This is a genomic window from Cysteiniphilum sp. 19S12-1 (assembly GCF_052030685.1).
GTDB lineage: Bacteria > Pseudomonadota > Gammaproteobacteria > Francisellales > Francisellaceae > Caedibacter.
Genome location: NZ_JBQAJM010000004.1, coordinates 94,734 through 116,740, shown reverse-complemented (window position 1 = coordinate 116,740; position 22,007 = coordinate 94,734). Strand labels below are relative to the sequence as shown.

Sequence of the window (22,007 nt, the reverse complement as noted above, 5' to 3'; positions counted from 1 at the left end):
GGCGAATCAAGCAAGTTATCAAATGTATTTAAAAATGAAACATGAATGTGAGAAATTTAAAAGTGCGTAACTTCAGTAATAATACATGTTTGTAGCGCGCGCTATAAAAACACTTTGATTTGCTTAAAAATCATGCTGCTGCTTGTGTTAATAGCCTTTACATAAAAAGAACACTTTTCGCTTGCGCCGATAGCTTACGCTCTATATACTGCTTGGCGTAAAATTAAGGGATAAAATCTAACGATGCTAGCAAACCGAAAACTATATAAAAGGCACTTTTTTGCTTTCCAAATGATCCTTGTGATCCTAGGGAGTTTGCTATGTCTTTTATGGGGTAAAAGCTATGCCGTTGGTTTCCTATTAGGCTCATGTTTGATGTTTGTAGCCAATGTTGTTTTTTTATTACGTCTTTTTTTGCGCAAAGCGCAATATCATCCTTTCAAAGAAGTGTGCATTTTATATGCTTGTGAGTTTGCAAAGTTAGTCATGGTTGCCGTGGGCACCGTGTTGATTGCAATTTATGTGCAGCCGAAATTTTTACCGTATATTGCCGGTCTTTTGGTGTTGCAACTGGCAATGTGGTTTATGCCGCTTTTTATGAAGTTAACCCATTTAAAATAAACCCTAAACAAATAAGAGAAGAGTGATATGGCAGGAGAAAGCTTAACTTCTTCAGAATATGTAAGGCACCATCTTAACCATTGGCAGGTGAGCTTGGGTGATTCTTCATTCTGGACGCTAAACTTAGACACCCTTATAGTCAGTATTGTATTGGGCGTGTTTTTCTTAAGCTTAATGTATTTAGCAGCAAGAAAGGCAAGTTCAGATACCCCAGGTAAATTCCAAAACGGGGTCGAGCTGATATGTGAGTGGATCGATGGCGCGGTGGCGGATACCTATCATCATAAGCGTGATTTCGTTACTCCGCTTGCGATTACGATTTTCGTATGGGTTTTGCTCATGAACTTTATGGATTTGATTCCAGTAGACTTGGCAGGGCGCCTGATTGTGCTTTTTGGTGGCTCTTCTGAAGCGTACTTCAAGATCGTGCCAACGGCTGATCCAAATTTGACTTTTGCGTTATCATTGAGCGTCTTTATCTTGATTATTGGTTATAACCTTAAGGCTAAAGGTGGCTTTGGCTTATTAAAAGAAATTTTAAGTGCGCCATTTGGGATCTGGGCTTTCCCATTAAATATCGCCTTTAGAATCATTGATGAAGTGGTCAAACCGTTGTCATTATCACTGCGTTTGTACGGTAACTTATTCGCAGGGGAGCTGATCTTTATCTTGATTGCTTTATTGCCATGGTGGATTCAGTGGACACTAGGTGGATTGTGGGCGATTTTCCACATCTTAGTTATCGTGATCCAAGCGTTTGTATTTATGATGCTAACAGTGGTTTATTTGAATCTTGCACAAGATGACCATTAATAAAAATTAAGAATTAAAAGAGTTAAAAACTAAAACTAAAAAAACCAACTAAGGAGAAAAAAATGGAAATGTCATTACAAGTACTAGGTCAATTAAACGGTCTAACAGCAATTGCCGTTGCGTTATTGATTGCTTTACCTGCATTAGGGACTGCGATCGGCTTTGGTGTGTTAGGTGGTAAGTACCTAGAAGGTGTGGCACGTCAACCTGAATTAAGCGGTATGTTACTGGGGCGCATGTTTATCGTGGCAGCTTTCGTTGATGCGTTTGCGGCAATCTCAATTGCAATCGGTTTCTTGGTTCTTTATGCAAATCCATTAGCAATTAACGGTTTAGCAGAAGCTGCGACAAAAGCATTAGGTGCATAATTAACGATAAATCCTGAACATATCCACAAGGAGAAATCATGGATATTAATATTACGCTAATCGGCCAGATGATCACCTTTATCATCTTTGTCGGTTTTACCATGAAGTTCGTTTGGCCACCGCTTAAAAAAGCGATGGATGAGCGTCGCGCTAAAATTGCCGATGGCTTGGCTTCGGCAGATCGTGCCGAAAAAGAACTAGAAGTTGCTAAAAGAAAAGCGCAAGAGCTGATCCATGAAGCAAAAGCACAAGCGACTAAAATTATTGAGCAAGCCAATATGCGTGCGATGCAGATTGACGAAGAAGCCAAAGAAGCAGCACGTGTTGATGCAGATCGTATTCGTAAAGCGGCTAATGATGAAGCTGAAGCACATATGATTGCAATGAAGCAAAAACTACGCAAAGAAGTCGTAGGTATTGCAGTTGCTGGTGCTGAAAAGCTTATTGGTAAAAACATTGATATGACGACCAATAATCATTTATTGGAAGAAATGGCAGCTGAACTTTAAGAGGTACGATCATGGCAGACTTAACGCCGATTGCAAGACCTTATGCGCAAGCTGCTTACGAGTATGCTAAGGCACATAATGTTGTTGCAAACTGGAATAATATGCTACTTAATCTGTCAGAATGTGTGATAGATCATCAGGTTGCATTGTTGCTTGATAATCCTGCCTATTCTCAGTCAGATGTATCCGTATTGATATTTGATGTCTTAAAAGACGTGCTTGATGAGCATGGTAAAAACTTTGTCAAATTGGCTGCAGAGCATAATCGTTTGACAGTGATGCCAACGATTTATAAGTTGTTTTTATTGCATAAAGCTGAAGATGAGAAAGCGAAAAAAGCCAAGATCACGACAGCGTTTGAAACTTCTGACGCAGAAATTCAAAAATTAAAAACAAAACTTGAGCAGAAATATCAGTGCGCAATTGAAATTGACGTGGCAGTTGATGCGAGTTTAATTGGCGGAGCAACGATTGAGATTGGCGACCATGTTATCGATGGGTCAATCAAAGGCAAGCTTCAAAAATTACAGCACGAGCTACAAGCTTAAACAAGATTAATAGGAATAAAGACTATGCAGCTTACTCCAGCAGAAATTAGTGAATTAATAAAAGAGCGTATTGCCAAGTTTGACAATGCGCCACAAACAAAAACAGAAGGTACTATTGTCTCTGTTTCCGATGGTATTATCCGTATTCATGGCTTAAACGAAGTTGCCGCAGGTGAGATGATTGAGTTGCCTGGTGGTGTTTATGGCCTAGCCCTTAACCTTGAGCAAGACTCAGTGGGTGCCGTTGTACTAGGTGATTATGAGCATATTCAAGAAGGTCAAAAAGCGTATTGCACAGGACGTATTTTAGAAGTCCCAGTAGGTGAGGCGTTATTAGGTCGTGTGGTTGATGCGTTGGGTAATCCAATCGATGGCAAGGGTGACATTAAAACAGACGTCACGTCTCCTGTTGAAAAAGTCGCCCCTGGTGTTATTTGGCGTCAATCCGTTGATCAACCAGTACAAACAGGTATTAAAGCAATCGATGCGATGGTACCCATTGGGCGCGGTCAACGTGAGTTGATTATCGGTGACAGACAAACCGGTAAAACAGCGGTAGCCATCGATGCGATCATCAACCAAAAAGATACGGGTGTTAAGTGTATTTATGTTGCTGTTGGTCAAAAAGCGTCATCAGTAGCTGAAGTCGTTCGTAAACTAGAAGAACACGATGCTTTAGCGCATACGATTATTGTTGCAGCTAATGCCGCTGATTCAGCAGCGCTTCAATACTTAGCTCCTTACGCCGGCTGTGCGATGGGCGAGTATTTCCGTGATCGCGGTGAAGATGCCTTGATCATTTATGATGATTTAACAAAACAAGCATGGGCATATCGCCAGATTTCATTATTGTTGCGTCGTCCGCCAGGGCGCGAGGCTTATCCTGGGGATGTTTTCTATCTTCATTCAAGATTGTTAGAGCGTGCAGCACGCGTTAATGCTGAATACGTTGAAAAAGCAACAAACGGTGAAGTCAAAGGTAAAACAGGTTCATTAACAGCGTTACCGATTATTGAAACGCAAGCAGGGGACATTTCAGCATTCGTTCCAACTAATGTGATTTCAATTACCGATGGTCAGATTTTCTTAGAGACTGATTTATTTAACGCAGGTATTCGTCCAGCGATTAACGCAGGTAACTCAGTATCGCGTGTTGGTGGATCAGCGCAAACTAAGATCATTAAAAAGCTAGGTGGTGGTGTACGTTTGGCACTAGCACAATATCGTGAACTTGAAGCGTTTTCACAATTTGCATCAGATCTAGATGATGCAACACGCGCACAATTAAAGCGTGGTGAGCGTGTGATGGAATTGATGAAGCAAAAGCAATTCTCACCACTGAGCATCGCTAAAATGGCATTGTCGCTATATGCTGTTGATAAAGGTCACTTAGATGAGATTGAACTTAATAAAGTTGGATCATTTGAAGCCACATTACACGCTTTTGCTGAAAGTCAGCACAAGGCATTGATGGATGAGATCAATAAAACATGCAACTATAACGATGAGATTGCCGCTCAACTTGAAAAAGTGATCAAAGAGTGCAAAGAAACGCAATCTTGGTAATAGGAGGGTATCATGTCTGGTAGTCGTGAAATACGTACTAAAATTAACAGCGTTAAGAATACCCAGAAAATTACGCGTGCGATGGAGTTGGTTGCAGCCAGTAAAATGCGCAAAGCGCGTGATCGTATGGAAGAAGCAAGACCTTACGCTCATTATGCGCTTGATATTATTCATCACGTTGTGCGTGCCAGTATGGAGTATACACATCCATACTTTCAAGCGCGTGAAGTTAAACGTGTTGGCATGGTGATTATCTCAACAGATCGTGGTTTATGCGGTGGCTTGAATATTAATTTGTTTAAAGAGGTATTAAAGTCGATTAGGCATTACCAAGAGCAGAAAGTTGAAGTTGACCTATGCTTAATCGGATCTAAAGCTGAGAGCTTTTTTAAGCGTTTACGTCAGGTGAATATCGTCTCTGTTGCCAACTTTCACGATGGTGACACGATAGGCTCAATTACCGGTGCGGTATCGGTAATGGTCAAAGCATTTGATGAAAATAAGCTTGATAACTTAATGCTGTTTAGCAATAAATTTGTCAACACCATCAAACAGCAGCCGACTAAAGAGCAGTTATTACCGATCCTTAAACCAAAAGAAGGCGCTGTAAAAGAAGATAAGTCGATTACAGGGCATTGGGATTACTTGTATGAGCCAGGTGCTAAGCGTGTGTTAGATGTGTTGTTAGTGCGTTATATTGAGTCGCAAGTTTACTGTGGCGTGGTTGAGAATCTCGCGTGTGAACAGGCAGCTAGAATGCTTGCGATGAAAAATGCAACGGATAATGCCGGTGACATTATTAATTCACTGAAGTTGCAATATAACAAAGCACGTCAAGCAATGATTACGCAAGAGCTCGCGGAGATTGTCTCCGGTGCTGCGGCAGTTTAAATTTAAGAGGACATAAAAATGAGTATGGGTAAAATTAGCCAAATTATCGGCGCGGTGATTGACGTAACTTTCCCGCGCGATAATGTGCCAAAAGTTTATGATGCGCTAATTGTTAACGAGACAGGCTTAACATTAGAAGTACAACAAGAAATCGGTGATGGTGTCGTGCGTTGTATCGCGATGGGTTCATCAGATGGTTTAAAGCGTGGGCTTCACGTTAAGAATACGAATGCACCAATTTCAGTGCCTGTAGGGCATGGTACTTTGGGACGCATTATGGATGTATTGGGCAATCCAATCGATGAATGTGGTCCAATCAAATCCGATGAAAAGCAACCAATTCATAAAAAAGCACCTGCATTTGAAGATCAAGCGTTAAGTGCCGAGATTCTTGAAACAGGGATTAAAGTAATTGATCTTATTTGTCCATTTGCGAAAGGGGGTAAGGTTGGCTTGTTCGGTGGTGCTGGTGTAGGTAAAACCGTAACTATGATGGAGCTTATCAATAACATCGCTAAAGAGCATAGTGGTTTTTCTGTGTTTGCAGGCGTTGGTGAGCGTACACGTGAAGGTAATGACTTTTATCATGAGATGAAAGACTCCAATGTATTAGACAAAGTATCATTGGTTTACGGGCAAATGAATGAGCCACCAGGAAACCGTTTACGTGTGGCATTAACAGGTTTGACGATTGCTGAGAGCTTCCGTGATGAGAATCGTGATGTATTGATGTTTATCGATAACATTTATCGTTACACATTGGCAGGTACTGAAGTATCAGCACTTTTAGGACGTATGCCATCAGCTGTGGGTTATCAGCCAACACTTGCCTATGAGATGGGTGTATTACAAGAGCGTATTACATCAACTAAAACAGGATCAATTACTTCTGTGCAAGCAGTATATGTACCTGCGGATGACTTAACAGATCCATCACCCGCAACCACTTTCTCGCATTTGGATGCAACAATTGTATTGTCACGTCAAATTGCGGAATTAGGTATCTATCCTGCGGTTGATCCATTAGATTCAACGTCTCGTCAGTTAGATCCTCTAGTGGTTGGTCAAGAGCATTACGAAGTAGCACGTAGTGTGCAACAAACGCTTCAACGCTATAAAGAGCTAAAAGATATTATTGCAATTTTAGGTATGGATGAATTATCTGAAGAAGATAAGTTAACTGTATCACGTGCGCGTAAGATCCAACGTTTCTTATCACAACCATTCCACGTGGCTGAAGTCTTTACCGGAAACCCTGGTAAATACGTACCATTGAAAGATACGATTGCGAGCTTTAAAGCGATTGTTGCCGGTGAGTATGACCACTTACCTGAGCAGGCTTTCTACATGGTTGGAACCATTGAAGAAGCAATTGAAAAAGCCAAGTCAATCTAAGAGGTATCAGTGATGTCTGATAAACTACTGACAGTCAATGTGGTGAGCCAAGAAGGTTCAGTCTATGAGGCGCATGCCAAAATGGTCAGCCTCAGAGGCACGGAAGGGGAGATGGGTATTGCTTTTGGCCATACACAACTGTTATCGACCTTGCCACCTGGTGTCGTCCGCGTTGAACGTGAAAATAATGAAAAAGATACGCTTTATATCTCTGGTGGCATCTTAGAAGTTCAGCCACATCAAGTGATTATTCTCTCTGATGTGATGGAACGTGCTAAGGATCTTAATGAAGCTGCTGCTGAGAAGGCGCGTCAACAAGCCGAAGAAGCATTAAAGAAAGCGCGTGATAGTGACAAAGTAGAAGTCGAAGAAGCACGTCAAATGCTAGCTGAAGCTGAAGCACGCTTAAAAGCGCTTAAAATTCTAAAAGGTGTTAATGCCTACTATAATGATTCAGATAAATAATTATGTAGCAATGCATAAATAAGTTGCATCAGCTAGTACCTCGCCCCTTGCGGGATTGCTCGTGTAGCTTAAGCTGCACGGGTGAGGGGGTAATTAGAGCGCAACTTATTCTTGATTCATTACGATCTCTTTCTTAATCTATACCACATAACTATAGCGAGTATCAGCTGAATAGCAGCTGTGGTCAGCGATATCTTCACAACAATATCATAGAGGCTTCGACTTACGCTCAGCCAGCGCTTATACAATCAAAGTAGATTGGAATATTGTTATCACCATTAATTGGGTGTTGGATATTAGTTGGTAGAGGAAGCTGTTTGAAGAACAAATAAATTTTCAATGACAAGGTGATAGAAGTATTTCCATGCAACATAACCAATAACGAGTGCAGCAATAATCAGTTCAAATACTGCCAAGTAATGAATTTGGCTAACATATTGAGGTGCTAGATTTAAAGTTTTTTCTGCCCAATAAGCGGTTTTAAACAATGCAGTTGAGCCAATAGCCATCGGGAAAGTAAATGCCGCAAACCCAGGGGAGAAGCTTAAGCTCATTAATTTGATAAAGCTTAGATAGATCATTGCAGTCATTAATATTGCTATGCCAAACAATAGCATGACAATAATAGGTGATGGATCTTGAGTAACCGTTAAATAACCTGCTAATGATAAGCTTGCAGGAGCTGCAAAAATCGCAATGGTTGGTTTAGCTACATCAGGAATCTCATGCGTAAACATCACGCGATATAGCATTAACGGCAATAAAATGGCATAACTGATTAAACCAAAATACAATAGTGCACTTGCCAGTGGTTGTAGTACGCCACCAGGGAATGCAACGTCAGCTACGATAATACCAACAGGTGGCACAAACCATGATGGCACCATATGGTGTAGTTTAAATTCACGCATACGATGATAAATAAATGCAGCCAGAAAAAGTAAGTGAATAGTCACTGCAAAAACCCATATAAGCTCGGCAGCAAGATGACTTGCATAATTAATGCTGTTGGAGATGATCATCAATGCCATGGCGAAAGTGGGTACAACACTACCAACAACAGGATGGGCAAGGTCTTGGCGCAATTTCTGTGGCCAAACAATAAATTTGGCAGCGACAAGTAATAATAAAATGCCAGCAATAATTGCTGAAGCGATTTGTAAGCTATGATTCGCAGGCAATGCGTTTTCAGCGCACCAACCCAAACCTGAAATACCAAGGGCTAAACCTGCCATTGGTGTCGGGACTTTTTCTAAAAAACCATGTAATTTCTGAGTCATGATAAACACCTCTATGAATATTGTTATGGTGTTAGTTTATGTTGACTCTTATATAAATAAAATTTGTTAAAATTTATGGGTTGGATTGAAATTATTTATTGGTGACCCAGTCGAGCCACTCTTCGGTAAGCTCTGAGATGTGCGCGCGTTTATTTTGCACAATGAGTAGATCTCTTTCAAGTTTCATTTCAGTACATTCAAGGATGTGAATGTTTGATTCATTATATAAGGCAGATAGTGAAACACAACCAATGGCATTGCTATTTAATACTGCAAGAATAATGGCTTCACTACTACCAAGCTCCAAGAATAAATTCATTTGATAATCAAATAATGGCAATAGGGTTTGCTCGATTAGCGTGCGACTGCCTGAGCCTTTTTCTCGCAGAATAAACGGGTGGTTTTTCAGTGTTTTAATATCAACCGTTTTTTCTTTGGCTAACGGATGATCTTTATGCACAAAGAGCTTTAATTCATCTTTAGCAAAGGCAAAACAATTGGTCTGATTACTTAAGCTAGCACTTTCAATAAAACCTAAGTCTGCTTGATGTGAAATCACGGATTCAATAACTTGTTCACTATTACTGATGCTAAGAGATAACTCCACTTCAGGGTGCTGTTGTTTAAAGGAAGACATAAGTGTCGGCAGGATATAATTACCAATCGTATTACTTGCGGCAATATGTAAGCTACCAATGAGCGCTTGTGTGTGTTTGAAGAAATGCTCAATTTTATCAGTAGTTTCTAAAAGCGCCATTGCCTTGGGGTAAAGCTGTTGTCCATGATGGTTGAGTACGATTTTTCGATCAATTCGATCAAAGAGCTTAACACCAAGCTGAGTCTCAAGGGATGATAGTGCTGTACTTAATGCAGGTTGCGTTAGATTCAAGCTTTCCGATGCTTTGGTAATGCTACCATGTTTGGCAATGGCAGAAAAAATGAGTAATTGTTTGTGTGAAAGCATGTTTTACCTAAGTAGTTTTAATGATGTGATAAAGCAAAAATAAGTTGAGTCATAATATCCCCTCACCATCCAGCTTAAACTGCACGACTTCTCCCGCGAGGGGAGAGGTATCAGCTGATGCAACTCATTTATAAATACTCAAAACCTTTCTTAAAGTTGAAATTATGTTCAGCTTCAATGTGTCTTACCGTACCTGATAATGAGCGCATCACAAGACTATGTGTTTGCGCAAATTGCCCTTTGCGCTTAACACCTTTGAGCATCTGTCCATCGGTAACACCGGTTGCGGCAAACAATACATTGCCAGAGGCAAGGTCATTTAGATGATAGACTTTATTTAAATCATCAATACCCCATTTCTTAGCACGTGCTTTTTCATCATCGTTTCTGAAGATCAGGCGACCTTGCATTTGTCCGCCAAGGCAACGTAATGCTGCCGCTGCGAGCACACCTTCAGGCGCACCTCCTGTGCCCATATACATATCAATGCCGGTATCCTCTTGTGCTGTTGCAATGACTGCTGAGACATCACCGTCCCCAATAAGTGCAATGCGTGCACCAGCTTCACGCACTTTGCGAATAATATCTTCGTGACGTGGGCGATCTAAAATACAGACAACCAACGCTTCAATAGGGACTTTTTTAAATTGAGCCAAGTTTTTCAAATTCTCAGCAGGTGTTGCATTGATATCGATGATATCTGCCGGCATACCATGCCCACCCACAGCAATCTTTTCCATATAAACATCAGGGGCATTTAAAAAACCACCATCTTCTGCCATCGCAATCACTGCCAAGGCATTAGGTCCACCTTTGGCAGTAATGGTTGTGCCCTCTAGCGGATCAAGTGCGATATCAACCTTAGGACCGCCTTTACCAACTTTCTCGCCAATATAAAGCATTGGAGCCTCATCTCGTTCACCTTCGCCGATGACGACAGTACCATCGATATCTAGACCATTTAAAGCGCGACGCATCGCATCAACAGCAACTTGGTCAGCAGCTTTCTCGTCTCCTCGACCCATTTGACGCCAAGCAGATAAAGCGGCAGCTTCGGTGACACGAACAGTTTCTAATGCTAAATTACGATCCATTATTCTATCCCTTAGTTTGTATGCGCACTGTTAAATTTAACACACAATAAGTTGCGATGTGTGTGAAATCATTACAAAGAATCTAGCGCTTGTTGAAAATCGCCAGTATTGTAACAATTGTGTGGTTAAAAGGGTATGGGTTTTTTGATGTACCCTCTCAATTTGCGACAATGAGTCCACTAGAATGAGGAGTAAAAAATGGCAAAATCTCGCCACACACAAGAGTTCAACAATGAAGCGGTGAAGTTATCTCTAGAAAAAGATGCTAATCATAAACAAATAGCGGATAATCTGCCTTAGTGATAACCTGCTACAAAGGCTACAAGCTTTGAACTATTCGGGATTTCCGAACGGTTCAGTGTGAAGTGCCTTTGTTGTGAACAATAGCAAGCTTAAAGCCACCATCAACATATTGTTTCATCAAGAAGTTAAGTAATGTCTGGTAAGGCAAGCCCTCGTGCTCAGCTTTTTCTTTAAAAGCGGCAAGCGTTTCTGGGTCTGGCTTAAAAGAAATTGGTTTTCTGACTTTCTGCATGGTTGCCTTAGCCATTTGCTCAAGCTGTGCTTTGCGCTTTGTAAACTCATCCTCTGCGATGGGCTTGTATTCCCCGCGCTTATCAGATTGCATAATAGTTTCTTCAATGGCATCAAGGGCTTTTATGTTATTTTTTTGGGATGTATTACGCATTTGTATCGCCTCCAAATCGTTTAGTTTGCTTACGGTCTGCATAAGCGGTAATCAACCTTAGGTTATTGTTACGCTGTTCTGTGGCAACAGAGTAAACATAGTCACCAATACGAACGCGCAGAATGCTTTGGCTAGGGTGATTAACATTATCGTCAATCGCTAGTAAATCACCATTTTCAATTGCTTCAACAATCTGTTCAAATGAGATATGTCTTTCTTGTTTGAGCTGTTTATTTTTCTTTTCATCCCATTCAAACATTTAACACTGCCGTTATTTCGTATCTGTAGTTATTTTAGTAAATACTCAGTATATATCAAGATGTTTTCGAAAATACGTTAAGTTTACACAAACTTGCTGTTGGTTTTATTGCACACCGCTAATGCTTGCTTAAATGTGAATATTTCATATTTTTTCCTTATAATACATGTGCAAGCATCATCATGGTGCCGTCAGACCTGTCGGTACCATAATTTCTAATAGGTATAATCTGATGAAATTATGCAGATTTTTTTGTTACCTATATGTTACCTATTGGTTTTTTGGTTCTCTTTTGTACTGCTTGGTGATTACGTCTGTATGTCTTTTTTTATAGGGCTTTAAAGCTGGCGCACCCGAGACGATTTGAACGTCCGACCTTTGGCTCCGGAGGCCAACGCTCTATCCAGCTGAGCTACGGGTGCAAAACTTTGCAATCTAATAACATTGTAGGGCTGTGAAGTTAGCAAAAATCGACATTAAAATCCAGTAACATATGCCTGAATCCGCTGATTTTAATTTTTTAGATTAATTGATTAACTCCAGAAGGTGAACGGCAGGGTGATGTAATTGTTTATTGCTAAAACGTTTAACCTGACAGCGACAAGAGAAGCCTGTTGCAAGATATTGCTTGTTTAGATTTTCCATATCTATTTTCTTTTGCCAGCTTGAAGCATAAATCTCTTTGGATAATGTAAGATTATCTTTTTCATGTCCAAAAGTACCAGCCATACCACAACAACCAACCTTTTCAATTATAAGCTTGGCACCAAACGCTTTAAAAATTTTCTGCCAGTGAAGCATTGATACTGCAGCAAGCGCGCGTTCTGAGCAGTGAGCTAATAAAGACAATGTTGTCGTGTGCTCTTTGACTGTAATATTAATGGTTGCTAGCTGTTTAACAAGCCATTCCTGTAACAACTCAACTTTAAATTGTACTTGGTCTTTTAATACCGTGCGATACTCATCACGATAGACTAAGGTCATGCTTGGATCAATGCCAATAAGCGGGACATTTAAGCGAGCAATTTGATTATAAAAATCAGTAGCACGTGCGGCTTTTTTGTGGAAGTAAGTTAAAAATCCTTTGACGTGTGCAGCTTTGCCATTTTCATAAAAGGGTAATACAAAGACATAAAAACCAAGTTTTGTTAATAGGTCATATACTGCCAAGACAACGTCAGCGTTGTAAAAGCTTGTAAATGCATCTTGAACTATGCAGACTGTTTTTTGAGGGTTGATTGCCTGTTGTACTTTTAGTTTTTCAATGCTAAAGCTTGGCGCATTACGTTTTCTAAGACCTACTTTTAAGGTTTCCTTAGACAGAAGTGGTGCATCAACAAGTTTCAGTTTATTGTTTACCCATGTTTTTATAAAGGGTGCGGATTGTACTGCGTTCATTAATGAAGGGATTAAGCTCTGCCATTTGGCTGTTTGTTCTACATATTTGATGGCATAGTCCTTTAAAGGGCGCTTGTAGCGTTTATGATATTCTGCTAAAAACATTGGTTTCATTGCCGGTATATCCACCTTGATTGGGCAAGCAGTGGCACATGCTTTGCAGCCTAAGCATTTATCAAGCGATTGATAGACCTCGTAAGAGAAGTCATTTTTGTTGGCGTTTTGTCTTTTATTGGATGCAGCAGTAGAAAATGGATTAGGTTGATAGCTTTTCTCGGTAAGTTGTTTTAACCATTCACGTAAAAGTGCGGTGCGCCCCTTGGGGGAGTAAACCCAGTTATGTGACACCTTAGCGGATGGGCACATCACTTGATCAGGATGGTAATTTAAGCAAGCGGCATTGCCATTGCAATCAAATGCGCCTGAGAATAGCTTTTGGGTATTGCTATCAACCTTAGCATCTTCATTGCCGCGAAAGGGGCCATTGACCTTAACCAGTTCATCATTGCTAGCAAAAGGCACAACGATTTTCCCTGGATTTAGTTTGTTATACGGGTCAAATGCTTTTTTGATTTTCTGCAAAGAAGTATGCAGTTCATCACCAAAGTAGTCTTTGACGTATTCACTTCTAAAGCCTTTGCCATGTTCTGACCAATAAACACCGCCATATTTTTTAACAAGATCATTAACCTCTTTGGTTAATTTGACAACCAACGCTTGATCTTTTGGGTCATTCATATCCAAAGCTGGACGCATATGCAAGCAGCCAACATCAACGTGGCCAAACATTCCATAACGCAGGTTATAACTATCCAAAAGCGCTCTTAGTTCAACAATATAATCAGCAAGATTTTCAGGTGGAACAGCAGTATCTTCCATAAATGGAATGGGCTTTTTGGCACCCTTCATCGCACCTAATAAGCCCACACCTTTTTTGCGCAGCTCCCATAATACAGTCATTTCATCTTGATCAGTTGCAAGATAGAAACTACGTTCTTGCGTGTTTAGATGTTCTTTTGCCTGCTTTATTAAGGTGCTGAGCTCTTCAGCGCTATGAGCAATAAACTCAACCAAATTAATGGCAGCAATGGCATGATTGGTGTGTACTTCCAGCATAGGGCGAATTTGCGGGTAAATCTCATCCTCTTTGGCAAGTTTTAGAATATTATCATCAATGGTTTCAATCGCTGCAGGGTCTAAGCTCAATAGGCTTTTAGCATCGCGTAATGCTAAGTCAAAATCACTATAGCTAATCGCGAATAAGATTTTGTGACTTGGAATAGCAGTGAGTTTTAACTTAAGCTTGGTAATAAACGCCAGTGTGCCTTCAGCACCTGAAATCAGATAATTAAGATTGACACTATGTTTATGCGGATCATAGCACTTAGCAAGATTGTATCCTGTCATAAAGCGATCAAGTTTTGGAAATTGCGCAGTGATCTTGTCATATTGGGCAATAACTTCAGTTGCAACTGATCGATAAATTTTACTCAATAATGAGTGTCGCCTAGAGTGTTTATCAATAAGTGTATCTAGGTTATTGGCATCTATTTTTTCAAATGACACGCGCTGACCATCACTTAATACGCATTCTAATTCCAATAAGTGTTCACTGGTGCGCCCATAAATGCGTGAGCCTTTACCGCAAGCATCTGTGCTTGCCATGCCGCCAATGGTAGCACGATTACTTGGTGATAGATTAGGTGCAAAAAAAACGTTATGTGGTGCAAGCACTTCATTAAGCTGATCTAGTACAACACCAGGCTCAACTGAAACATAATTTTCTTTTAGATTAATCTCTAAAATATTATTCATATAGCGACTGGTATCGATAATAATGCCAGAAGTTAGCGATTGACCATTGGTGCCAGTGCCAGCTCCACGTGCGCTAAACTTGAGTGTTTGGAAGGCTTGGCTATTTGCTAAAGTGAAAATCTTGAGAATATCAGTATGTTCTTTAGGGAAAAGGACAAGCTCAGGCACGACTTGATATATACTATTATCAATTGAGCTACTGACTCTGGTGGCGTAATCATGCTGTATATCACCTTTAAAGCCTGAAGTTAGCAGTTCATTTGTAAACGTTTTGCAGAGGGTGTGTTCAGTGGAGAATTTATCAAGAATAGGCAACATCGCGTAATGGTATATATTTGTTTATATTGCACTAGTATCTAGCCAAGCCCTTTTGTTTGTCAAGCCTATGCATTGGGAATTATTAAGCACAGGCTGTTTTATGAAGTGATGAGGTGTGTTGTCTAAAGGTGAGAATGCTCAAAAACGTTAAAGCAGCAAATGACATGACAAAAATAATTAGCGCATAAGCAGAAATTTCAGCAGGAATGATTGCTGCAACTGAGCTTACTATAAATAGTCCAAACATCTGTAAGAAGCCATAAACAGCATTAGCAGCACCCGCTTTATGGCTAAAGAAAGAAAGCGCAACACCAACAACAGTTGGCCCTACGATGCTGCTGCCCATAGCATAAAGCATAACGCAGATGATTAGTATTCTTTCGTGTGCCAACCCCAAGATTGAGGTTATAACTAAAATCGTACTTGCTAACACCATTAAAGATAGTCCTTGAAATAGTGTTTTTAGTGGACCAAATTTCTTAAGGGAAATGATTGACATATATAAGCGAGCAATAAAAGCACAGCCAATGATCGCAATGGATAGAAAGCCAAAATTCTGTGGACTCATGCCGTATTTGTTAATGAGGATAAAGGGTCCAACAGTGTAAAAAGCAACAATGCCAGAAAATCCAGCAATCATACAAAAAGTATATATAACAAAAGGAGTATGTTTTAATATTTCAAGATAGTTTGCGAGTAAGTGTTTAGGGCCTAAGGCATTAATATTTCTTCTGTGTGGTGGGAGAGTTTCGGGCATACGTGTGGCAACGATCAACGTTGTTATAACAACAAGTATGAACATCACGAGAAAACTAATACGCCAATTAAAGTAGGTTTCAATTAAGCCGCCAAGTACTGGTGCACCTGCTGGAGCAAGCATAAAAAAGAGACTTAACCAACCGACGATATGAATAAATTTATCCTTAGCTACCGAATCTTGAACAATCACTCGAGATAATGATAATAAAGCACCGGTTCCAGCTCCTTGAATAACTCGACCAATAATCAGTACATAAATATTCCAAGAGAACATACAAATTAAACTGCCAATTAAATAGATGCTAGCGCCAATAAAAATAATTCTTTTGCGACCAAACTTATCAGAGGCTGGACCATAAAAAAGTTGAGACAAGGCTAAAGCAATTAAAAATACAGCAATTGTCATGCGTGCCATACTTGAGCTTGTAGATAGCGCATCACTCATGTTGGGTAGGCTTGGGACATACATGTCTGATGCCATAAAATAGCTACAGCCAAGTAATATGCTCACAATGCTCAATAGTAAAATACTTGACTTGCCTGCGGAAATATTATCATTAGTCATAGATATAGCCGTAATAAATAGAACATGTGTACAATTTAGCATGTATTGATCAAGTGTTCAATTGAGTACAAGCAGAGCTTACAAAAAGATACGGTAAGTCTTTTGATGATGTGATATGAGAAAAAAAGATTCAGAGAATAGGGTGCTTGAGTATTAAAGGAAAAGTTAAAACGTTATGAGTTCGTTTTTGTATCGTGAGTTTGAGTATCAATATGAGTTGTTTGATCGGCGTTTTCAGTTTGTTCTAATGCTTGCTTTTCTTGTTGTTCTTGCAGCTCTTGTTCACGTTTTTGTTGATAATATGTTTTAATATCAATGCCTTGAGAGCGTAGGTAAGCTTTCTCAGCAATTTCATCTAAACGCTGTTTAGCATAGGCAATATGATCGTCACTGAATGTCTCAACTGGCTTACCATAAAGGTTGAAACGCTGCTTGTGCTCAAGCACCGAGCGTTGATAGCGGGTGTCGCCAACATAGCGTTTAATCACTTTTTTCAGAACATATTGATCAATTGGTGCAAAATGCTCGTTATAATAAATAATTTCAATATCATCACTTATACCGATTTTCAACGGACGCTTATCGCGTGGATTGAAACATTTTGGAAAACGCATGCAAAGCCATTTAAATAGACGTTGCTCTTCTTTATAGAGCTCTTTTTGTAGATCTATCTCAATGATTAGTTCATCTTCTTGAGCATCAGGCATGTCAACAACAAGCTCTTCATGTTGTTTTTGACCATATTGTGGCATACGAAATGGTGTGCGTGGTTGGTTGACACGTTCCTGTCTTGTCTGAGGCGCCTGCTTGGTGGCAGTGTTTGGTCTGGGCGTTGAGTTTGTCGCTTTGGTATCACTCGTTTCATTGCGTTTTGCAGCATGTGCTTTACGTAAACGATCTGTTTTGTCTTTTATGCTTTTGCCACCGACCAATGATTTTAATAATGAAAAATCGTTAAGTTTATTTCTACCATCAGACATCTAAAATGTTCCTACTTTATGTTTATTCGTATTTTGTTTATACACTATTACAACAACTAATATTAAGAGATAAGCGCAGTGATGAAATCGCTTCTTAGTCAATCTTGCTGTAGCAATAAGGCGGACATTATAGACACAATCCCAGCAAAAAACAGTATCTATCAGCTATTTTTGCAGGTGCGGGGATAAAAATAAAAAAAATCATTGACAACAAAACCAATCTTGCTAATATGCGTCCCTGTCGTGGCTACGTAGCTCAGCTGGTTAGAGCACAGCATTCATAATGCTGGGGTCACTGGTTCAAGTCCAGTCGTAGCTACCATCTTCAAAACCATATCTGGCTTATATGATGTGCCTAAGCTATTAAACAAATCATCCTCGACAGTAGCCTAACGGCGATGGAGTTAAGTCGACGGTGCCATAAAATAGCAACTTGTAGTACGCTTTTTTTATTGAGAGACTATCATTTTGTTTTGAGTTGTCATTTTATAGGGTAAAAGCATGAAGTTAAATAATTACGCTGTGATCAAGTCATTTTCTATCATTGTGATATGTGGTGCGCTGTTTGCATTATGTTTGCCTGAGATCTTTGCGCCATTAAAAGCACTTATCCCTTTATTTTTAGGGATTATTATGTTTTTAGTGGGTATTAATGTTTCATTGAAAGACATGCGTCAAATTATTGAAATACGGTGGCGTTTTGTGCTGATTATTCTATTGAAATCCTTTGTTACGGCACTGATAGCATACATGATAGGGCGAATACTTCATCTGGATAGTTATGCATTGATTGGTCTTGTGATTGTGGGAGCGTGTCCTGGCGGGACGGCATCTAACGTCATGTCGTTATTATCTAAAGCAAATCTGTCATTAACTGTGAGCCTTACATTGGTTACAACGCTATTGGCGCCAATCATTATGCCGTTAATATTGTATTTGTTTTTGCATAAAACAGTAACAATTCCTTGGGTTGGTATTTTAACGACGACTTTGATGATTGTCGTGTTACCAATAGTGGCAGGCATTATTTTTCAGCGTTTTATCGCACTCAAACCACACACCTTAAATAAGCTTTCATTACTCGCAATTATAACGATTGTGATCGTTGTGATGATTGTGGTGGCATTGAATAAAGAAGCATTATGGCATGTATCTTTGAAACTATGCATTGCAGTTGTATTACTGCATGCATTAGCCTCTGTTGTTGGCTATAGCTTAGGAAAGCTATTTAGACTGGATCACAAAAGCGCGCTGGCACTATTATTTGAATTTAGTATTCTTGATGTTGGTTTAGGGATTGTGATTGCGATTTTATTTTTTGGTAAACTTGCAGCCATTGCCGGAACACTTTACGCTGTGTGGCAGAATATTGCAGGACCTATATTGGTGAGCTTGTTATCAAATGTCAAAAAAGCTCAATAAGAATCAATAAAAACAGTGATGTGCAAGTGCAGCATATGATGGATTAAGCCTAGACTAATCAGTAAATAAATTACTCAATAAGGAGAGTGTATTGTATTTATGAGGTCTTTTCATGTGGATTATGCCTGTGCTGATTTGACTAAGCAGTCAGAATTAGTACAATCTCCCTGTTTTTCATGTAGATTAAATACATGTGTGAGAGAGTGTTTTTGAAAGAGGGGAAAATATGAAAAAACTACATAAACTGTCATTTTTGGCAGTAGCTTTTGCCATGACTTGTCGGCTCGAGGCAGCAGGCTTTCAGGTCAATGAAAACAGTGTTTACTTACAAGGAATGGCAATGGCAGGAAGTGCTGCCAGCCCAGATGATGTCAGTAGTATCTTTAATAACCCCGCTAACTTGGGCTTTGTTAAAAGTAGCAGTGTATACATTGGCGGCAGCTATATCTTGCCTAGTGTGAAAATGACTAATGCACAAGCAAGTCATGGTGTGCATTATAGTACGATCCCTTTTGCAGATGATCCAGTATCAGGCGCATCATCACAAAATAGTGTGGTTGAGGGAGCGCTAGTGCCTAATTTATATGGTGCATGGCGCATTAATGACCGATTAGCTGCGGGTGTGGCATTAACTGCACCTTGGGGGATGAAGACAAATTATGATGATAACTCTGTGGTGCGCTATGCTGCACAGAAAACATCTATTGAAGTGGTGAATCTAACGCCTGAGATTGCTTTTAATATTATTCCTGAAATATCAATTGCCGCAGGCTTGCAAATCCAATATGCCAGTGCTGAGTTTTCAAACTACGATGGTGAATTAGCCACACCAACAAATCAAGCGACGAGTATTAACGGTAATGGCTGGGGTATTGGTGGTATTTTTGGTGTGATGTTTCACCCAGTGAAAGCGACGTATTTTGGTTTGAGTTATCGCACACCAGTTAAGATGAATATTGAAGGCTCAGGCAATCAGTGGTTACTGCCAACAGGAAGCACACCAATAACACCAGGAGCACCTTATAATAGCTATATTTCTGATGCCTCGACTTCGTTTAGAACACCGGGTGTGATTAACTTTGGTATTACTCAAGCTATTACGTCAAAGTGGCAAGTTAGAGGCACTGTGCAGTATACGATGTGGAGCACATTAGATAAGCTGACCATTGATACCCCAGGAGGCTATTCAACTTCTTCAACGATGCAGTTAGGTTGGAAAAACAGTTGGTTATTCTCATTAGGTACCGATTATAAGATTACGCCGCATTGGTCGGTAAGAACGGGTGTGGCATATGATCAAACTCCAACGGTATCAGAAACAAGAGATGCAAGAATGCCAGATACTAATCGCATTTGGGTGACACTCGGTGGCACGTATCATGTCAATGATCACTTCTCAATTGATGCCGTCTATGAGCATATTTTCATGCTTAATCAAAGTATCAATGTTACTGAATATACCGGTTCAAATGCCAATATTCCAGATATTGAGCAAAACAAGGTGTCTGCGAACTATCGTGGGTTTGCCGATATCTTTGGTTTAGCGCTGAGATATAAATTCTAATATTAATAAATAGGGTACAAAGATGATGAATATAAAGTTTTTGCAATATAAAAAAGCGTGGAAAGAAATCAGTGTGCTGGCTGCCGCAATGCTATTATCTGCCTGTGGCGGCGGAGGTGGCGGTGACAGCGCTGGTGTTGCTGTGAATGTTAGCTCACCGACGGATAATGTGATCCATGCTGATATCAATCAAAATAATCAAAAAGAGTTCACGGTAAGTGTTGGCGATCAAAGTATTGGTGCAGTTGGTCAATCTAATGCATATCAGGTGACTGTAACACAATCCAATCCAAATGCTGGGTTTACTGTTAATCTTGGGACATGTGCACAAGCCATTAGTAATGGTCAAAGTTGTCAGTTTAGTTTGAGCTATGCACCAACAACGAGTACCCAATATAATCAACAGGATACTTTAACTATCAGTGTTGGTAGCACAACACAAACGGTTACGGTTAAAGGTGATAAAGGGCAAGAATTTGTGGTGTTTGGTGATAGCTTATCGGATGCAGGTGTGCAAGATCAGCTAGCTGCTTTAGTTAAAGGGTTGCATGCATTTTTACCCAATGTACTACCTGCATGGCCAAAAGTTCCAGGAACGACAACTGATAAATCGACAACCTATACCACGCCAGGTGGCAATGTATGGGCAACTAATTTGGCTAAGTTGGTTGGGGCATCAAGTGCAACGGCTTTACCTAATAATAGCCATTATATGCAGCCAATAAAGGTAGCATATTCTGTATGGTATGCTCAGATTAACCCTTTATTACAAGCCATTTTAAATGTTTCACTTGATACGGAAAGTAAAGGCTTAGTAGGTAATAATTATGCCCAAGGTGGTGCAACAACGACTTGTGCAGGCATTGGACTTGTTTTGCCGCAAGCGATGTTTACGGCATTAGGACAGCAATTACTTCCACCTGGAAATGTTCCTCTATATATGCCATCACCCATTGGACCTATTCCACAAGTGAATGGACAACCTGCTTATAGTTGTCCTAAAGCGACCGATGCTGATTTGCAGCCTGTCTATGATCAGCTTGAAAACTATAATCAAATAGATAGCTATTTGTCGCAGCAGCCATTAAAGCATGCAGATCCAAATAAAGTCTATATTTTATGGGGCGGTGCCAACAACCTATTCCTTGAGGTTGCAAAGCAACCAACACCAAGCCCAGCAGCGGTAGCACAGGTTATGACGCAAGCAGCAGGTGATATTGCCTATGATGTTCAATATTTAGCAGCCCATGGTGCGAAGAAGTTTGTTGTACTGTTCTTACCAAATATTGGTTTAACACCATTGGCTATCGCAGCCAACCAACAATCGGCGCTAGAGAAAGCATCTGTTGCTTATAATACCGCATTAAATAATATGTTAGGCACACTACAGAAACAAGATCCGAGTATTAAAATTGTACCTATTGATGTATTTAATCTAATGAATGATATGGTTGCAAACTATGAAATCTCGGCATTAGGTCAAAACTATCAGTTTGATGACACAACAACACCTGCCTGTAAACAAGCACCTGTTACTCAGGCCAATCCGTTGGCAGCACTCACTAATTCTGCACTATTGTGCACACCGCAAGCGGATAACAAAAAGCATCTATTTGAAGACACGGTGCATCCAACAGCAGAAACGCATCAAGTGATTGCTGCAAAAATCGCTAAAGCAATGGAAGCTTTTGATTAATTCACGGCTAAGACTAAATATTAACCCAT

20 protein-coding genes and 2 tRNA genes are annotated in these 22,007 nt (G+C 40.1%); 13 read left to right on the top strand and 9 right to left on the bottom strand.

The annotated features are described in order from the left end of the window. Positions 1–291 precede the first annotated feature (291 nt). The 9 genes from ACTS4L_RS02415 to ACTS4L_RS02375 all read left to right on the top strand — a co-directional run bounded on the left by ACTS4L_RS02415 (position 292) and on the right by ACTS4L_RS02375 (position 7,176). A complete protein-coding gene (locus ACTS4L_RS02415; protein ID WP_203384315.1) occupies positions 292–621 on the top strand; it encodes an ATP synthase subunit I in 330 nt (109 codons plus the stop codon). A gap of 27 nt (positions 622–648) precedes the next feature. Beyond that, positions 649–1,434 (top strand): F0F1 ATP synthase subunit A, encoded by a 786-nt coding sequence (gene atpB, locus ACTS4L_RS02410; protein WP_440615391.1) that lies wholly within the window; start codon positions 649–651, stop codon positions 1,432–1,434. A 62-nt stretch (positions 1,435–1,496) separates the two neighbouring features. Beyond that, positions 1,497–1,802: a F0F1 ATP synthase subunit B gene (locus ACTS4L_RS02405; protein ID WP_117002281.1), complete on the top strand. Its 306-nt coding sequence runs from the start codon at positions 1,497–1,499 to the stop codon at positions 1,800–1,802. A gap of 38 nt (positions 1,803–1,840) precedes the next feature. Beyond that, complete coding sequence (locus ACTS4L_RS02400; RefSeq protein ID WP_192483602.1) at positions 1,841–2,311, top strand: F0F1 ATP synthase subunit B; 471 nt, start codon at positions 1,841–1,843, stop codon at positions 2,309–2,311. An 11-nt stretch (positions 2,312–2,322) separates the two neighbouring features. Continuing rightward, positions 2,323–2,859: a F0F1 ATP synthase subunit delta gene (locus tag ACTS4L_RS02395; RefSeq protein ID WP_440615392.1), complete on the top strand. Its 537-nt coding sequence runs from the start codon at positions 2,323–2,325 to the stop codon at positions 2,857–2,859. A gap of 24 nt (positions 2,860–2,883) precedes the next feature. Beyond that, entirely contained in the window at positions 2,884–4,425 is a 1,542-nt protein-coding gene (gene atpA / locus ACTS4L_RS02390; RefSeq protein ID WP_440615393.1) for a F0F1 ATP synthase subunit alpha, read from the top strand. Positions 4,426–4,437: 12 nt separating this feature from the next. Then, complete coding sequence (atpG, locus tag ACTS4L_RS02385; protein WP_440615394.1) at positions 4,438–5,316, top strand: F0F1 ATP synthase subunit gamma; 879 nt, start codon at positions 4,438–4,440, stop codon at positions 5,314–5,316. 18 nt (positions 5,317–5,334) lie between these two features. Further along, entirely contained in the window at positions 5,335–6,711 is a 1,377-nt protein-coding gene (gene atpD, locus ACTS4L_RS02380; RefSeq protein WP_440615395.1) for a F0F1 ATP synthase subunit beta, read from the top strand. Between the two features lie 12 nt (positions 6,712–6,723). Next, complete coding sequence (locus ACTS4L_RS02375; protein WP_440615396.1) at positions 6,724–7,176, top strand: F0F1 ATP synthase subunit epsilon; 453 nt, start codon at positions 6,724–6,726, stop codon at positions 7,174–7,176. 296 nt (positions 7,177–7,472) lie between these two features. Here the strand turns inward: ACTS4L_RS02375 and ACTS4L_RS02370 are convergent, their stop codons facing one another. The 9 genes from ACTS4L_RS02370 to ACTS4L_RS02330 all read right to left on the bottom strand — a co-directional run bounded on the left by ACTS4L_RS02370 (position 7,473) and on the right by ACTS4L_RS02330 (position 17,296). Further along, a complete protein-coding gene (locus ACTS4L_RS02370) occupies positions 7,473–8,456 on the bottom strand; it encodes a TDT family transporter (protein WP_440615397.1) in 984 nt (327 codons plus the stop codon). Positions 8,457–8,547: 91 nt separating this feature from the next. After that, on the bottom strand, positions 8,548–9,420 hold the full coding sequence (locus tag ACTS4L_RS02365) for a LysR substrate-binding domain-containing protein (protein WP_440615398.1): 873 nt from the start codon (positions 9,418–9,420) through the stop codon (positions 8,548–8,550). 128 nt (positions 9,421–9,548) lie between these two features. After that, positions 9,549–10,514, bottom strand: coding sequence for a class II fructose-bisphosphatase (glpX, locus tag ACTS4L_RS02360; protein ID WP_440615399.1), 966 nt, complete (start codon positions 10,512–10,514; stop codon positions 9,549–9,551). A 355-nt stretch (positions 10,515–10,869) separates the two neighbouring features. Next, positions 10,870–11,202: a hypothetical protein gene (locus ACTS4L_RS02355; protein WP_440615400.1), complete on the bottom strand. Its 333-nt coding sequence runs from the start codon at positions 11,200–11,202 to the stop codon at positions 10,870–10,872. Beyond that, positions 11,195–11,461, bottom strand: a complete 267-nt coding sequence (locus tag ACTS4L_RS02350) for a BrnT family toxin (protein WP_440615401.1) — start codon at positions 11,459–11,461, stop codon at positions 11,195–11,197. Before ACTS4L_RS02350 ends, ACTS4L_RS02355 begins: the two co-directional genes overlap by 8 nt. A gap of 345 nt (positions 11,462–11,806) precedes the next feature. Further along, positions 11,807–11,883: transfer RNA gene (locus ACTS4L_RS02345), tRNA-Arg, on the bottom strand. 103 nt (positions 11,884–11,986) lie between these two features. Beyond that, on the bottom strand, positions 11,987–14,992 hold the full coding sequence (locus ACTS4L_RS02340) for an FAD-binding and (Fe-S)-binding domain-containing protein (RefSeq protein WP_440615402.1): 3,006 nt from the start codon (positions 14,990–14,992) through the stop codon (positions 11,987–11,989). An 82-nt stretch (positions 14,993–15,074) separates the two neighbouring features. Continuing rightward, entirely contained in the window at positions 15,075–16,316 is a 1,242-nt protein-coding gene (locus ACTS4L_RS02335) for a multidrug effflux MFS transporter (protein WP_440615403.1), read from the bottom strand. A 173-nt stretch (positions 16,317–16,489) separates the two neighbouring features. Next, the gene (locus tag ACTS4L_RS02330; protein WP_440615404.1) at positions 16,490–17,296 is read right to left on the bottom strand and encodes a ProQ/FINO family protein; all 807 of its coding nucleotides are present in this window, start codon (positions 17,294–17,296) and stop codon (positions 16,490–16,492) included. A 245-nt stretch (positions 17,297–17,541) separates the two neighbouring features. Here ACTS4L_RS02330 and ACTS4L_RS02325 point away from each other — a divergent pair. The 4 genes from ACTS4L_RS02325 (at position 17,542) to ACTS4L_RS02310 (ending at position 21,978) form a co-directional block, all read left to right on the top strand. Then, positions 17,542–17,618 (top strand) — tRNA-Met (locus ACTS4L_RS02325). Positions 17,619–17,797: 179 nt separating this feature from the next. Further along, entirely contained in the window at positions 17,798–18,718 is a 921-nt protein-coding gene (locus ACTS4L_RS02320; RefSeq protein ID WP_440615405.1) for a bile acid:sodium symporter family protein, read from the top strand. Between the two features lie 226 nt (positions 18,719–18,944). After that, the gene (locus tag ACTS4L_RS02315; RefSeq protein WP_440615406.1) at positions 18,945–20,282 is read left to right on the top strand and encodes an OmpP1/FadL family transporter; all 1,338 of its coding nucleotides are present in this window, start codon (positions 18,945–18,947) and stop codon (positions 20,280–20,282) included. Positions 20,283–20,304: 22 nt separating this feature from the next. Then, entirely contained in the window at positions 20,305–21,978 is a 1,674-nt protein-coding gene (locus tag ACTS4L_RS02310; RefSeq protein WP_440615407.1) for an SGNH/GDSL hydrolase family protein, read from the top strand. Positions 21,979–22,007 lie beyond the last annotated feature (29 nt).

Bases quoted from the DNA above. Each gene is read 5' to 3' on its own strand.
- ACTS4L_RS02415 (WP_203384315.1), top strand. From the start codon at position 292: ATGATCCTTGTGATCCTAGGGAGTTTGCTATGTCTTTTATGGGGTAAA.
- atpB (WP_440615391.1), top strand. From the start codon at position 649: ATGGCAGGAGAAAGCTTAACTTCTTCAGAATATGTAAGGCACCATCTT.
- ACTS4L_RS02405 (WP_117002281.1), top strand. From the start codon at position 1,497: ATGGAAATGTCATTACAAGTACTAGGTCAATTAAACGGTCTAACAGCA.
- ACTS4L_RS02400 (WP_192483602.1), top strand. From the start codon at position 1,841: ATGGATATTAATATTACGCTAATCGGCCAGATGATCACCTTTATCATC.
- ACTS4L_RS02395 (WP_440615392.1), top strand. From the start codon at position 2,323: ATGGCAGACTTAACGCCGATTGCAAGACCTTATGCGCAAGCTGCTTAC.
- atpA (WP_440615393.1), top strand. From the start codon at position 2,884: ATGCAGCTTACTCCAGCAGAAATTAGTGAATTAATAAAAGAGCGTATT.
- atpG (WP_440615394.1), top strand. From the start codon at position 4,438: ATGTCTGGTAGTCGTGAAATACGTACTAAAATTAACAGCGTTAAGAAT.
- atpD (WP_440615395.1), top strand. From the start codon at position 5,335: ATGAGTATGGGTAAAATTAGCCAAATTATCGGCGCGGTGATTGACGTA.
- ACTS4L_RS02375 (WP_440615396.1), top strand. From the start codon at position 6,724: ATGTCTGATAAACTACTGACAGTCAATGTGGTGAGCCAAGAAGGTTCA.
- ACTS4L_RS02370 (WP_440615397.1), bottom strand. From the start codon at position 8,456: ATGACTCAGAAATTACATGGTTTTTTAGAAAAAGTCCCGACACCAATG.
- ACTS4L_RS02365 (WP_440615398.1), bottom strand. From the start codon at position 9,420: ATGCTTTCACACAAACAATTACTCATTTTTTCTGCCATTGCCAAACAT.
- glpX (WP_440615399.1), bottom strand. From the start codon at position 10,514: ATGGATCGTAATTTAGCATTAGAAACTGTTCGTGTCACCGAAGCTGCC.
- ACTS4L_RS02355 (WP_440615400.1), bottom strand. From the start codon at position 11,202: ATGCGTAATACATCCCAAAAAAATAACATAAAAGCCCTTGATGCCATT.
- ACTS4L_RS02350 (WP_440615401.1), bottom strand. From the start codon at position 11,461: ATGTTTGAATGGGATGAAAAGAAAAATAAACAGCTCAAACAAGAAAGA.
- ACTS4L_RS02340 (WP_440615402.1), bottom strand. From the start codon at position 14,992: ATGTTGCCTATTCTTGATAAATTCTCCACTGAACACACCCTCTGCAAA.
- ACTS4L_RS02335 (WP_440615403.1), bottom strand. From the start codon at position 16,316: ATGACTAATGATAATATTTCCGCAGGCAAGTCAAGTATTTTACTATTG.
- ACTS4L_RS02330 (WP_440615404.1), bottom strand. From the start codon at position 17,296: ATGTCTGATGGTAGAAATAAACTTAACGATTTTTCATTATTAAAATCA.
- ACTS4L_RS02320 (WP_440615405.1), top strand. From the start codon at position 17,798: ATGAAGTTAAATAATTACGCTGTGATCAAGTCATTTTCTATCATTGTG.
- ACTS4L_RS02315 (WP_440615406.1), top strand. From the start codon at position 18,945: ATGAAAAAACTACATAAACTGTCATTTTTGGCAGTAGCTTTTGCCATG.
- ACTS4L_RS02310 (WP_440615407.1), top strand. From the start codon at position 20,305: ATGATGAATATAAAGTTTTTGCAATATAAAAAAGCGTGGAAAGAAATC.